The sequence below is a fragment of the Chryseobacterium sp. KMC2 genome (genome assembly GCF_016756935.1).
In the GTDB taxonomy this organism is placed as follows: domain Bacteria; phylum Bacteroidota; class Bacteroidia; order Flavobacteriales; family Weeksellaceae; genus Chryseobacterium; species Chryseobacterium rhizosphaerae.
In genome coordinates this window covers 192097-205566 of record NZ_JAESIT010000004.1, presented here as the reverse complement: position 1 = coordinate 205566, position 13470 = coordinate 192097, and the positions used below count along the sequence as shown (strand labels likewise).

15 protein-coding genes and 3 pseudogenes are annotated in these 13470 nt (G+C 33.7%); 10 read left to right on the top strand and 8 right to left on the bottom strand.

What is annotated here, in order from left to right; genetic code table 11:
- Nucleotides 1-104 precede the first annotated feature (104 nt).
- The 6 genes and pseudogenes from JML65_RS06620 (at nucleotide 105) to JML65_RS23980 (ending at nucleotide 4950) form a co-directional block, all read left to right on the top strand.
- Entirely contained in the window at nucleotides 105-2840 is a 2736-nt protein-coding gene (locus JML65_RS06620) for an RHS repeat-associated core domain-containing protein (protein ID WP_237390798.1), read from the top strand.
- Nucleotides 2840-3343, top strand: coding sequence for a hypothetical protein (locus JML65_RS06615; RefSeq protein ID WP_202270283.1), 504 nt, complete (start codon nucleotides 2840-2842; stop codon nucleotides 3341-3343). Before JML65_RS06620 ends, JML65_RS06615 begins: the two co-directional genes overlap by 1 nt.
- Nucleotides 3344-3375: 32 nt before the next feature.
- A pseudogene (locus tag JML65_RS06610) lies at nucleotides 3376-3570 on the top strand (RHS repeat-associated core domain-containing protein); the annotation flags it as partial.
- Between the two features lie 264 nt (nucleotides 3571-3834).
- On the top strand, nucleotides 3835-4362 hold the full coding sequence (locus JML65_RS06605) for a hypothetical protein (protein ID WP_202270282.1): 528 nt from the start codon (nucleotides 3835-3837) through the stop codon (nucleotides 4360-4362).
- A gap of 6 nt (nucleotides 4363-4368) precedes the next feature.
- Complete coding sequence (locus JML65_RS06600) at nucleotides 4369-4764, top strand: hypothetical protein (RefSeq protein ID WP_202270281.1); 396 nt, start codon at nucleotides 4369-4371, stop codon at nucleotides 4762-4764.
- 60 nt (nucleotides 4765-4824) lie between these two features.
- The gene (locus JML65_RS23980) at nucleotides 4825-4950 is read left to right on the top strand and encodes a hypothetical protein (RefSeq protein WP_262896489.1); all 126 of its coding nucleotides are present in this window, start codon (nucleotides 4825-4827) and stop codon (nucleotides 4948-4950) included.
- Nucleotides 4951-5080: 130 nt separating this feature from the next.
- On the opposite strand, the gene JML65_RS06595 is transcribed toward JML65_RS23980, so the two are convergent.
- Nucleotides 5081-5455 (bottom strand): winged helix-turn-helix transcriptional regulator, encoded by a 375-nt coding sequence (locus tag JML65_RS06595; protein ID WP_202270280.1) that lies wholly within the window; start codon nucleotides 5453-5455, stop codon nucleotides 5081-5083.
- Between the two features lie 113 nt (nucleotides 5456-5568).
- Between JML65_RS06595 and JML65_RS06590 the strand changes: the two genes are divergently transcribed.
- The gene (locus JML65_RS06590; protein ID WP_202270279.1) at nucleotides 5569-6537 is read left to right on the top strand and encodes an NmrA/HSCARG family protein; all 969 of its coding nucleotides are present in this window, start codon (nucleotides 5569-5571) and stop codon (nucleotides 6535-6537) included.
- A gap of 597 nt (nucleotides 6538-7134) precedes the next feature.
- Here the strand turns inward: JML65_RS06590 and JML65_RS06585 are convergent.
- The 5 genes and pseudogenes from JML65_RS06585 to JML65_RS06565 all read right to left on the bottom strand — a co-directional run bounded on the left by JML65_RS06585 (nucleotide 7135) and on the right by JML65_RS06565 (nucleotide 10302).
- Nucleotides 7135-7365, bottom strand: a complete 231-nt coding sequence (locus tag JML65_RS06585) for a hypothetical protein (protein ID WP_202270278.1) — start codon at nucleotides 7363-7365, stop codon at nucleotides 7135-7137.
- A gap of 145 nt (nucleotides 7366-7510) precedes the next feature.
- Nucleotides 7511-8527 (bottom strand): annotated as a pseudogene (locus JML65_RS06580) (TraM recognition domain-containing protein); the annotation flags it as partial.
- A gap of 3 nt (nucleotides 8528-8530) precedes the next feature.
- Nucleotides 8531-8689 (bottom strand): annotated as a pseudogene (locus JML65_RS24095) (tyrosine-type recombinase/integrase); the annotation flags it as partial.
- A gap of 63 nt (nucleotides 8690-8752) precedes the next feature.
- Nucleotides 8753-9571 carry a phage integrase SAM-like domain-containing protein gene (locus tag JML65_RS06570; protein WP_202270277.1) on the bottom strand — a complete coding sequence of 273 codons (819 nt, stop codon included), beginning with the start codon at nucleotides 9569-9571 and terminating at the stop codon, nucleotides 8753-8755.
- Between the two features lie 110 nt (nucleotides 9572-9681).
- Nucleotides 9682-10302 carry a helix-turn-helix domain-containing protein gene (locus tag JML65_RS06565; RefSeq protein ID WP_202270276.1) on the bottom strand — a complete coding sequence of 207 codons (621 nt, stop codon included), beginning with the start codon at nucleotides 10300-10302 and terminating at the stop codon, nucleotides 9682-9684.
- A gap of 669 nt (nucleotides 10303-10971) precedes the next feature.
- Between JML65_RS06565 and JML65_RS06560 the strand changes: the two genes are divergently transcribed.
- The 3 genes from JML65_RS06560 to JML65_RS06550 are packed head-to-tail and all read left to right on the top strand — an operon-like array spanning nucleotide 10972 to nucleotide 12040.
- Nucleotides 10972-11553 carry a hypothetical protein gene (locus JML65_RS06560; RefSeq protein ID WP_202270275.1) on the top strand — a complete coding sequence of 194 codons (582 nt, stop codon included), beginning with the start codon at nucleotides 10972-10974 and terminating at the stop codon, nucleotides 11551-11553.
- 1 nt (nucleotide 11554) lies between these two features.
- Nucleotides 11555-11692: a hypothetical protein gene (locus JML65_RS06555; RefSeq protein WP_202270274.1), complete on the top strand. Its 138-nt coding sequence runs from the start codon at nucleotides 11555-11557 to the stop codon at nucleotides 11690-11692.
- Nucleotides 11693-11698: 6 nt separating this feature from the next.
- On the top strand, nucleotides 11699-12040 hold the full coding sequence (locus JML65_RS06550) for a hypothetical protein (protein WP_202270273.1): 342 nt from the start codon (nucleotides 11699-11701) through the stop codon (nucleotides 12038-12040).
- A gap of 47 nt (nucleotides 12041-12087) precedes the next feature.
- Here JML65_RS06550 and JML65_RS06545 read toward each other — a convergent pair whose 3' ends face one another.
- Together JML65_RS06545 and JML65_RS06540 are read right to left on the bottom strand one after the other, a co-directional pair.
- Complete coding sequence (locus JML65_RS06545; protein WP_202270272.1) at nucleotides 12088-12675, bottom strand: recombinase family protein; 588 nt, start codon at nucleotides 12673-12675, stop codon at nucleotides 12088-12090.
- Between the two features lie 60 nt (nucleotides 12676-12735).
- Nucleotides 12736-13278, bottom strand: a complete 543-nt coding sequence (locus tag JML65_RS06540) for an antirestriction protein ArdA (protein ID WP_202270271.1) — start codon at nucleotides 13276-13278, stop codon at nucleotides 12736-12738.
- Between the last annotated feature and the right edge of the window lie 192 nt (nucleotides 13279-13470).

Sequence of the window (13470 nt, the reverse complement as noted above, 5' to 3'; positions counted from 1 at the left end):
ATCGTCCAAAGAATGTAGAGAATTTTTGAATACATCAACTTCGAATATTTGACTGCCGAAAGGGCTGGGAGTATTTTATCTATGACAAGGCAGACCGTATGATTATGTCCCAGGACGCTGTAATGGGAGCAGCAAAACAATGGCTTTTCACTAAGTACGATGATTCTGGCAGGCCTGCATATACGGGTATCTACACATCCGATCAAGCGAACGGACCTGCGGGAAGAGAGATTGAGCAAAACCGTGCAGATGCACTCGCTAGAAATAACGTAAAGAGAACATCAGCGGTTGGTTTTACAGATGTAAGCGGAATGCAGGTTTATTATGATAATTCTGCTTCCAGTTATCCGAATTCCGGAATTAAGGTAATGAGCATTAATTATTATGATACTTATCCTGCCGGAATGCCAGCTTTTACCAATACCTTCTCTCAGGATGTATTATATGATAACTCTTCTGATGTCCGAACCACAAAGGGGCTTCATATGGCATCATTTGTGAAGAACATTGAAGATGATAAGTGGACAAAGAACTATACGTATTACGATACCAAAGCAAGGCAGATTGGGACATTAACTCAGAATCATCTTGGAGGGTATACAGATACACAGCTTGAACTTGATTTTTCAGGAGTAGTAAAAAGATCGATTACCCTGCATCAGAAAACTGCTGGAGAAACTAGTGTTATGGTGAAAGAACGTTTTGTGTATGATAGCCAAAACAGATTAAAGCAGAATTTTCATCAGGTGGACAATCTTAGTGAAGAACTTCTTGTAGAAAACACTTATAATGAGCTTTCCCAATTATCCAATAAAACTGTTGGTAACGGTATTCAGAGCATGGATTATACTTATAATATCCGTGGGTGGATGACTGATATCAATAAAAATCAGATGAGCGTTGCCAATATGGGCGGAAAGCTGTTTACCTACAAAATCAAGTACAATCAGAAGCAGGGAATCACCAATCCTGACACCGCTTTATTTGCCGGAAAAAATGTAGAAGCAAAATATAACGGGAATATTGCGGAAGTAGATTGGAGGATTGTTGAGTCGACAGGAAGTTTCCCCTCTCTAACGCCTAAACGCTATGGATATGTATATGATAAATTAAACAGACTTACCTCAGGATATTATCAGAACCCTAACAATCAGAACAGTAAGGAGCATACCGAATCCGTAGATTACGACATCAATGGAAATATTACCAGCCTTTATCGTACATCGGTACAGAAAAGTGGAGAGACAGTTCCTTCATTGATTGACAACCTGGTATATACATATACTGGAAACCAGGTGACCAAGATAGATGACATCTCTCAGAACCCTTCGGGATATGAGGGTGGAGGTCAAACAATAAACTATACCGCAAACGGAAGCATGAAGAATATTTTGGATAAGGGGATCAATACCATATTGTATAATTACTTGGAACTTCCAAATGCTGTAACCGTCAATATTCCATCGGGCAATGAAAAAGCTACAATCAATACCCTGTACGACGCAGATGGCACAAAACTCCGTAAGATTAATAATACGGTGATTGATGGAGTAGCTGGGCCAACCACTACAAAATATACAACGGACTATCTGGATGGATTTCAGTATACTAAAAAAGAGTTTATAACTCCAGGAGACGGAAGCTCAGCATCTTATTCAGCTACATCAGAAACGGCGAAGGCACTTGAAACAGAGGCTTATTCTTTCGATCAGGGGCTTTTACCTCCTGCAGAGCTTCCCAGGGAAAAGAATCCGGATCTTCAATTTTTTCCGACCTCAGAAGGATATTTTGATTATGCAAAAGATCAGTATATTTACCAGTATAAAGATCATTTGGGTAATATTCGGCTAAGTTTTGGGAAAAACAGCGCAGGAGTTCTTGAAATTACCGATGCTAATGACTATTATCCCTTTGGTATGAATCATCTGAAAACAGGAAACTCATTCTTTGCACCGGGCAGTTATAAAAACTACAAGTATAACGGAAAGGAGTTGCAGGAGACGGGTATGTACGACTATGGAGCAAGGATGTATATGGCTGATCTTGGAAGATGGGGTGTAATAGATCCATTGTCGGAGAAAATGAGAAGTTATAGTCCTTATAATTATGCGTTTAATAATCCAATAAGATTTATAGATCCAGATGGTAGAGCTCCTTTTACTGATTATAAGCTTTTACAAAATGGTGAAATTCAACGAATAAATTCTCTTGATGGAAGTGAAAAGAGAAAAGATGATAGACTTTTCACAACAGATGTATCTGGAAAAGTAACATCAAAAAGTAGTGTTTTTACAATCGATAAAAATAATGCTAGTGATATCTCTATAATAGGACAATTAAGTCAAACGAATGATGCTAAATTAAGTGATTATAAAGGAATGGCAATGAATCCTTTCTTTTCGGAAGGAATCACCAATAATTTAAATATAGCATTTAACTTATATAATTTTTTAGATAACAATACAAGCACTGGAATTGAATTTACTCTTAATAAATATAGTGATAAAGGGAATGATTTTTTTCAAATTGCTTCTATGCACGATTATGATACCTCTGTTATCCGTTCAGATATACAATCACAGGATAATTTAATTTGGTCAGTTCACAATCATGATGGACCTACTGGATTAAATTATAAAAATGTATCAAATCAATTTGACACTGATTTTAATTCAGCAAAGAGAATTATGTGGGCGAATTACAAGAAAAATTTAGGGTATCCTAGTTTTTTTATTGTAAATGATAATTTGAGGTTGATTCAAGTAACAAGGAATGGTCCAAATACAACTACAACGTATCAATTCAATACTCAGTTTTTAAAAACTATAAAAAGAAAATAATGAAAAATCTAAGTTTAACAGTAATATTATTATTGTCTTTATCATGTTCACAAAAAAAAAACTATAGAGAAAATAATTTTGAAAATAACTTATTTGCAAAAATTGACTCGTTCTATTGTGACTCAGGAATAAAAAGACTATTGATTGTAAGACATCAGAAACTTAACAAACAAGATTTTATACAGATTAAGGTTGGTTATGATTACGATCTAGATTCACTAACTTATTGCAGGGAAAAAAATCATGTATTTTCTGTCTTCTACAATGATAATTATTTTAAAAATAAACTTAAATATAATATCGTTAAAAAGGATTCTCTTTTAAAAAATTATGATTATTTAAACAATAAATATTCTGGAAATATATTATATCATAACCTTTGTGATGAAATATACGAAGTTAATGATGAGAGTTTAATTCTATTAAATAAAAACAACCCTATTATTAAACGATTGTTTAATTACACCTCTGCATTTGTACCAGAGCCACCACCAGCAAAATAGTGATAGTAATTTTCGCTGAATCCTGCTAAAATTATAATAATAACGGAAAGGAGTTGCAGGAAACAGGTATGTACGACTATGGAGCCAGGATGTACATGGCTGATTTAGGAAGATGGGGTGTTGTGGATCCTTTAGCTGAACAATATAGAAGATGGTCACCTTACAATTATGCAGTAGATAATCCAATAATGTTTATTGACCCTGATGGTCGTGGTACAGAAAGTACTCATACAGATAAATTTGGAAATGTAGTGAAGGTTGTAGAAGATGGAGATTTAGGGGTTTATCGTCATAATGGTAATACTAAAGAAACCCAACAAGAACTTAATCAAAAGTATTCTAAAGAAAATACTTCGGGAGGTGGAGAGAGAATGACAAGAACACTTGTTTGGAATTCCTTTACAGAATTTGATGGAAGTGGTTAGGAAGCAGGTAAAATAAATTTTGGATCTTATCAAGCAAGAGATTGGTTGGCAAATTTCAGCAAAGTAATGTCTAATGATAATAAATTCAAAGGAGGCTTTTTTGCAAGGATGAGTTATGCTTGGAATGGAGGTAATGGTAATAAGTATGATTATAAAACACAAAATGGAAACGGGTTATACGCCGGTTCACAAATAGCAGAAGGCGTATATGTTTCAGCCAGAGATGTTGGAAATTTTGCTGTAGGAAGGGCCTCTTCAATAACAGGACAGCCTAAGATGGATTTCATGCTCAACGCAGGAGGATTTAATTTAACTCATAGTAATGTGTATGTAAATCAGATGACAGATAGTTCTTTTTCTAAAACGTCTTATGATTTTCAAGTGGGAATGGTTGGTTCTTTAATTAATCACATATATTCAGCTAAATCTAATAAGGATGGTGAAATAGATGGTTTGATTAATAATTTTAATAAAAATAATAATGCTGGTTGGAATATAGCACCAAACATCACTCCAGGAATGGGCTGGAGGGTAGATTATAAAGATCAAACTGTATTTTTCCCTCCTAAAAAATTAAATGAACCTACAGACTAATATATTATGAAGAATATCTTATTTTTATCATTAATAACATTTACATTAATTTCTTGTAATAAGAAAAATGAAACTATTTTATTAAATAATATTACCAGTAAAAATACTTTTTGGAGTTTGAAAATAATTGATAAAGACAAAACGAATTATCTTGGTCAAAATTATGTTTTTCAAAATAATAAAACCTATTTATTGTACCAATCTTTTGCGGAAAATAGTTTAGGAGTTGAGTATCTGGATTTACATTCTAATGAAAAAAGAGAATGGGATTATAAAAATCAAAGATTTTATTTAAGTATCAGTGATCCTAATTTTGTTTACAAAGTAGTTAATTATAATAAAGATACTCTCTGGCTTAAAAATAATCATAATGATTTTATTTTAATTAAACATTATAAATGATTTTCTATTTCCTTTATTAATCCAGTATTAAATAAAGAGAAAATTTTAAAGAATGTGGGAATGCACCGTCAGATACGAAAAATCATTAAGTCTAAAGGAGCCTTCAACTCCGAACAGGCGCTAATGAAATTGATGTATCTGATCATAAAGGATATCGCAAAAAAAATGGACGATGCCAATGCATAACTGGGGCTTGACCATATCCCAACTTTATATTAGATTTGGGGATAGGCTCAAACTCGAAAGAGGTTTTTAAATTTTAATCCTATGACACAGTTGGTGTTACACTCCCTTACAGTAGAACTTAATATACATTTTATTCTGCGGAAACGAATTCTCCTTTTTCATTGACAATTTCATTGCCCCATTTAGTAATGGCTTCTAAAACAGGGACAAAGCTGCTACCGAAATCGGTGAGGCTATACACAACTTTAATAGGCGGTTTTTTGCCATATACTTTTCTGAAAACAAGACCATCTTTTTCTAATTGCTTTAACTGTAGACTCAAAGTCATTTCGGTGACAGAGGGTATTTCTTTGCGAAGTTTGTTATATCTTTTGGGTTCGTCCTTTAGGTGATAGAGGATGACTGCTTTCCACTTTCCACCTACCAAATCCATTGTTAGACTTACTGTACAGGGATAAGCTTTCCCATTCAATTTTACAAAATCACCAATACATTCCGTTTTCATATCTCAAGCTTTTTGGGCCTATCTATTTTGATAGTTATTGCAAAAGTAATATACTAAAATTAGTTTTGCAACTATAATAATTATAGTATTTGAATTTATTAAATAGAAAAAGAATGAGAACAGACTTAAAAGAGAATGTACATGGCTACAAGCCCCTCATCACTGTTGTTGGGGTATTGGGTAAGCAGGGTTTAAGTGTTGCCCGAACATTGTTGGAAAGTGGACGTTACCGGGTACGGGGGATTACCCGACGTATTAATTCAGCAGAAGCGATGAATTTGGCTAAGCAGGGGCTTGAACTTGTGGAGCTACCCCTCGACCTCGGATATAAAGAAGATTTTATAAAGGCTTTTCGGGGTTCAGATGGTGTTTTTATGATGACACCGAACATTGCTCCGCCTGCAACCCACGAAATGGAATTGGGAAAACAATTAGCAGATGCAGCAGTTGAAGCAGGGGTGCGGCATATTGTATTCAGCAGTTTAGAAAATGTAGATAAAATTTCGATGGGTAAAAAATTTGCTCCTCATTTTACAGACAAGGCTAAAGTTGAGGAGTATATTCGGACACTCCCTATCACAAGTTCATTTATTTACATGTCCTTCTTTTATACCAATCTGTTGGAATTCTATACGCCTAAGATTAAAGGTGATACCCTTGTATTTCCGATTTATTTGCCAAAGGATTTCCGTGCGCCATTTGTTGATCCACTTACTGCGACGGGGCCCGCCGTTCTGACAATTTTTTCAAATCCAGACAAGTATGCGGGTAAGTCGTTGCCTGTAATCGGAGAGATGATCTCACCTCGGGAAATTGTCGACACATTTGTCAGGGTTACGGGAAAAAAAGCGGAATATAGTTCTGCTTATACGCGAGAGGAACTACTTCACCATTTCCCTGAATTCGTTTTAAATGAGACTTTGGTACGTGAGCTTCTGGGAATGGCGGAGTATGCTGTTGAATACGGCTATTTTAGAAAAGACCGTGACCTGAAATGGAGCAGACAAGAAAATCCCCCCACGCTCACCTGGGAACAATTTCTTCGAACTACTGGTTGGAAAGGAGAAAAGCTTTCGTACTGATCCGCGTCGCATTGATCCGCATTGTACCATCCTCAGCAGGTAGATCTGCGTTAATAACCTGCCGGTTTGCCTTTTGAGAATCAACTATCCTCTCTTTAAGCTGCTACCAAAGTATAGGGTAATACGTCAAAAATTGCCGCGTAAAATGCATTATTTCAATTAGTTGTAATTTAATCAACTTGTTGAATAATTTGATCAAGTGCAAAAAAGAATTCAGTATTAAATTTGAAAAGTATAAAACTGAGAAGCTACCACCATAATTTATTGTTAGTGTGTTTAAAGATTTGCTGGTAGCTCTCAAGTTTTATTATGGTAACTTGCTTGGTAAGGACAATATGTACAGTCGAATATAAGTATTCATTAGGTATGATTATGTCCAATCATTGAATGAGAATACCATGTAGACAGGTTTAAATCAAGCTAAATTTTCATATTTTAATTCTCGTAAGTCTAACGGCTGCCATTATCTAATTTTTTTTCATAGCCATATATCTGGTAGCTGTTACGACTTTTTATTCTTATTCAGGTGATAACAATATGGATGGGTACTTATTAAAAGTTTGATTTAATACAATTATTTAATAAGCCTTTTCTATTTTAGCTTTTTGAAATCCCCAAAAAATCAGTCTCTTTAACAATAAGGCCTTTAACTGAATTACCCTCTAATTCAGTTTTTATATTGTTAATTTTCATTTCTAATGTCTTAAGTTCTTCCTCCTTTTTCTGGATAAGAAGATAAGGGAAAATTTTTAATCTAAATGATTCTTGTGGAAGGCCTGAAAATACCAATATTTTTAGAGTCTGTACTTCTTTTATCCTGATAACCATATATAAATGTCAGCTAGTGAAACAAATTTCTTATACTAAATCTAATCCTTTACTAAATAATTTAAACTGACGTAAATATAAAAATAAGGCATTAACAGGAAACAGCTTAGGTATCAGACTAAAACTGCTCTTTTTTAGTAAAGCACTATTTTTTTTTGTGCAGGTGAGCTAAATCTGGGTCATTGTTGATTCGATCCAATTCTTGTTCAATAATTCCATTAATATCTAATTTAATTTGCCTATAATTCCTTTCAATAACTTGTTGCATATTATCATTTCCATTTTCATCAATAAAAGATGTGATTTCGGGGATTTTTTGATACGATTTTGTCTCTGCTGCGACCTTTTCATTGTCCACGACAATCTGGGCATGAAATATCTTCTGTTCGATGCGCTCATCGAAGTTGTCCGCAACTGATCCTACAAACATTCCTTGGGTCAAGGTACTAATCTTTGACGCTGGAATCAAACTGTCAAGCTGTGTTGAAATGGATGTAGATTTATCATTTCGGTTGATGGTCATACTTTGTCTTTTCTGCAAAACTTTTCCAAAGCGATCAGAAAGTGTCTTTGCGGTCTCTCCGACGACCAAACCACTAATTATATTACCTACTAAATTTTGTATTACTTTACTTTCTTTATCACCGTAATCTCTCGTCAGCTGCGAGTAGTCCTGAATACCAAAGAGAGACGAGATTTTCAGTGAACGTGCATAAGAAATATAGTCTAAACCACGTATATATATTGTTGGTAACTCATCAATGATAATGGAACATTTTAGTTGATCTTTTTTGGAAATTAGTTTAATAATTCGTGAGTTATACAATCCTAAAGCTGCAGAATAAATATTTTGCCGATCCGGGTTGTTGCCAACACATAGTATTTTTGGTTCCTTCGGGTTATTAAGATCTAAAGTGAAATCATCTCCCGACATAACCCAGTACAATTGTGGAGAGATCATTCGAGACAATGGGATTTTAGCAGAAGCAATCTGCCCTTGTAACTGGTCCTGTGCGCCACCAAGCCATGCATCCATAAAGGGGGACATATAGTTTTCCAATTCTGGATATGAGGTCAATATGGTAAATACGTCCTCATACTTTTTGTTCAACAGCTCTATTGCGTGAGGGAAGGTACAATATCTGCCCTTAATCTTAGCATAAATTTGTGTAGTTTTTATATCCTTATGACCTAGGAGTTTTGAAACGGTATAAATATCTGTCCCAGCTGCGATTTGTAAAGTTGCAAATGTGTGTCTGAAGCCATGAAATGTAAAATGCTTAGTTATTTCAGCATTGATTAGCCATTTTTTTAAAGCTGATACAACATGGTCATATTTTAATCCCTCAAAGACCTTGGAATCTGGCTTACCACGGGTACCTAATAATTAGATCACCTGATCTGAAACAGGATAATATTCCGCACTTTCTGTTTTCTCTTGATTATAAATTATGTAATAGTTCCCTTCAGTACCATGAATTTCATTCCACAGAAGCTTTTCAATATCCGAATACCTAAACCCTGTCATGGCAGAAAACAGTCCTGCTTTTTTTACAATAGGGTTGGGGCAATCGGCTAAAGCAAGGATTTCTAATTCTTCTAAAAATAAAAACGGTCGATGAGTTTCCTGAGGCTTAATACTTTCTATTATTGAACCTAAATCGGTTGGTAAGAAATGTTTTTTAAAGGCTTCTTTTAATGTTAATCTGAATCGACTATAGTAAGCAACTGCTGTATTTTTTTTTATTCCTTTTTTTTTTCTTCCAATAGAGGGGCATGATAAAAGATAATCCGCATATTCTTCACATAAAGTTTCATTTAGTTCAATGTGAGGAACGTTAGATCCTGCAAATGAGATAAAATATCGAACTGACATAACCCAATTAAAGCAGTTACCTCGTTTGGCAGCTTCATCTCTGAAGAAATCTAAGAAATTCGATTTCATTTTAGCATCGGATGTAAAATCAAATCTTTTGCTCTGTAGTTCGATCTGACGTTGAGCCCTTACATACTCAGCTAAAGCGAGGGTTTCTTTGTTTAAATCTTTTTCTGTTTCGTTTTTTGGACGATTGTATATATATAATTTTAAATATTGCTTTCTCTGCATTATTCCAGTATCTGGATTATAAATTGGTGGGTATATTTCCAGATATAAGGATTGTCTATTTCCCGAAATAGGTTTTTTCCTTAAAGTAACTTTTGACATAATATCTGATTCTAGTGTTAATATTAAATAGTGGATAGTCTTCTTCAACCTTAATGGTTGCGGAAGGTTCTATTTGGCCTAGAAGTGCCAAATTCAGTCTCTATAAATTATTAACCACTGTATTTGCCCAGTAAAATTCTCTTCAGCAAGTGTTCGATCTTTACTTTAGGGACATATACAAATTTTCCCTTTTGGAATTTGGGGATGTTATGTCTTGCTATAAGACTTTTTAAAGAAGTTTCCGAAATACTGTATTCTTTTTGAATTTGCCCAATTGTAAAACAATCTTTTAATGGTGTCCATTCAAGATTTTCTGAATTTTCAGTTGGAGTATTATTAGCTACAGAGGGCCGGATCTCGAATAATCCATCTATATCTTTTTTCAATATTCGTATCCTTCTGATGGACAAATTTGCAGAAGGAATTCTTCCACTAATGACCATTCTATAAATAGTTCTTTTGTCACATTTCAATAATGCAGCAGCTTCTTTTACAGTTAAATAATCAAGGGTTTTTATATTAAAGTATCCTTTATCCCTTTCGATACGATTGATGGTTTTATCCGGTTTTTCAGTTTCCGCTTGGCTTGCTTTAATTTTCTCCTCTCTGACTTTTGCTTTGTAGGCTCGTTTAGCACAGATATCACCACAGTATTTTGTTACTGTAGTTCTAGCGATGAATTCCGTCCCACAAAACTCGCAGATCTTCTTGATTTTAATATTTGAACTCATAATATTTTATTTGTGGGAGATCAAACACACTTAAGATACAATAAGGTACGTTTAGTAGCATTAAGGTTCAATAAGATACCTTAAGTGACATAATCTCTCCCTGGTTAAAAAAAATAAAATATTTATGGTTTGGGGGGCAAATAGGGGGCAAATTTTAACAAAACAAACCAACATCCGAAAAACCATTACAAAATCAATTGTTTTGTAATTAGTTGATAGTCAGACTGTTGGTTTGTTTTAGTTTGTTCTATTTTGTACGTCTACTTTCCGATACAAAAGTAGTTAATACTGATTATCAATTATTTAAAATAAATAGTAGCAATATAGAATCAAATAAAGCTGTTCTTCAAATTCCCCATGACAATATTTACTTAAAATATTCGCAAGAATTTCATCATGGTAAAAATACCATTTTAGGTATATAGAATAATAAACAAAAGATTCGTTACTAAGTTCTAATTCAGACCTTTTTTGTACAATTCAGACTTATCTAAAATATCAGTTACGTTTTTATTAGGTGCTCCACCCTATTTTTGTTTTATATTCTATTGAGTTACTAACATTCAACATATTGAAGTTGATTATTTTTAGCAAAATCATTATTTTTACAAAAACTTAAAACATAAACTCTATTTTTTCAATAAGCTAAATATGGGTTAATTACAATTTATGGCTAACCAAAGTAGAAATAACAAAAAAATTCAAGATTTTGAAAAGGAAAAGCTACAAGCTATTCTACAATATAAAGAATCTGTTGAATCGACCCGTGGTAAGAGTCAAGACGATTTTGAAAAGTCTATCTATTTATTAGGAAGCGGAGGTTTAATTGTCTCACTAATGGCTATTGAGAAAATCATAGAGTTGATAGATATTATTGCGTTCAAATATTTTTTTGTGATTGGACTTTTTTGTTTCGTAGCAACTTTGTTTTCAAATTTATTATCTCACAAAAAATCTATAACTGAGTCTGAAAAGATAATAGATAAAATAAACCAAGAGCCTAATTGTATTTTTGAAGATGAGTTTACAGAAAGTCTTGAAAATGGAAATAAAAAAATTGATATTTTAAACAGAATTTCTATAGTAAGCCTAATAACTGGTATTATAAGTATTTTATTATTTTTCACTTTAAATTTTTTTACTATGAGCGATAAAAAACCACAACCACAGAATCCTCCTAAACCACTAACAGAAGAAAAAGGAAGAACTATTTCAACACCACCCAAAATAGTAGCACCAAAAAAGAACTAACATGAAAGACAAATTACCACATAAACCACAAGTTCCAACGGGGAAAACAGATATTAAACAAGATATGGGAAAAGCGCAAAATGGTAGAAAAACTCCATCAGCGCCAACATTTTTAAAACCACCTCCAAAAAAATCATAATATTTTATGGAAGAGCTATACGAATGTCTTGTTAAAATCCCAAGTCCTGAAAAATTTATTTATTATAAATCTTTAGAGGACGCCCAAAAAGTCTTTATAAAGATTATTAGTAATTATAATATATTCATTTCTGATAACCTTAGCTTTGAGCCAGAAATACATAATTTCAAATGTAAAATTGCAATTAAAGATAGTGAATTGATGTCTTTCTATGAAAAGGAGAATTTTGAGTCAACAAACATTTATAAATTTAATATTAAGAAAGAAAATAATAAGATTTATATGCAACTGTTTGTAGATGGTTACCCTGACTATCCAATTGAAATAATTGGTAAAGAGATTGTATAAATTCTGAATTAAAGAGCCTTTGTGGCTCTTTAATTATTTATTTCCCATTATACATTATTTTTGACTTTCTGAACAGTTCCAATGCTGACTGAGCAAATTTTTGCAGTGTCTCGGATTGAATTTCCTTTCTTTAGGCTCTTAATCACCTCTTTATATTTGAAAAGGAAGTCTTCTATACTTTCCGTAGAACCTTTCTCACGTCCTTTGTAGATCCCTTTCGCCTTTGCAAGCGCAATTCCCTCACGCTGTCGTTCTAAAATGGTTTCTCGTTCCATTTCGGCTATGTTTGCCATAACAGAAATTATGAGTTTGAATGCCTGATTTTCTTTTCCTTTGATAAGACTTTCTATTCCGAGATTATCTACTTTAAGAATAACACCTTTTTCTTTGAAAAATTCCAAAGTAGTAAGAATGTCATATAGGTTTCTTCCGAGCCTGTCAATAGAACTTACCGAGACGTAATTAATTTCGCCCCCTTCAATAGCCTTTATAAGTTCTTTTCCTTGTTCTCTATCCTTGAAGGGCGTGGAACCGCTAACAATATCAGTAAATACTCTTTCGCCTTGCGCTTGTCTCTCTTCCTGTCTTGCCGTGTTCTGCGCTCCTGTGGAAACTCTTATATATCTTGCTTTCATAATTATAAAATGTTATAAAGTACCCTGTATCTAAGCAAGGTGCAAAGATTATTGTTGTAATTAGTTTCTGAAATAATACCCGTTAGAACTCATATAATCATACATCAAATGTCTGGCGGTTGCTTCCCAATCAATATAAATGTAAAAAGGCAGGTTTTCAGGTATTGAGCCGTCCTGTTCTAAAGTACACTGCGCAAAATCTTCATCCGAACTGTACTCGCCATAATAAGAGTCTGAAAGCCTCTCTAACAGGTCGCTTACTTCCTCATGATAATAACTCATGCATTCCGCATAGGCTTCTATAACCTCGAAATCATAATCTGAATTGTCAATTTGTTCGGCTATTTCGTAAATATCTGCTGAAAGATGACATTCGCCGATTAGCTTTTGTTTGATAAAGAACTGATTACATTCGTAGTCCTGAAACATAAATTCGGGATCTTGTTCGTCTTTGTGTAGTTCTAGCATAGCTTCTAAAAGCTCGTCATAGTTTGAATAATCTGATAGTTTCAGCCATGAGCCATAAATACTCCCTGAATTGTACTTGCCGTAAGTACCGACATAGATTTGGAAGTCCTCCAAACAATTTTGTAACTTTGTCATTGTAGATAGGTTTTAATTAGCGTTAGAATTTTTTACACTTCCCCATTCAATATTAGTAGTATTGATGGGGTTTTTTGTTGGTTTTTATTACTCGAAAACTATGCCAAATGTGTGAATTTTAGGGTACTTTTGAATGAAACAGAAGAAATATTTTAAACCTGTACAAAATTCTCTCAAACCCGTTCTAACTTT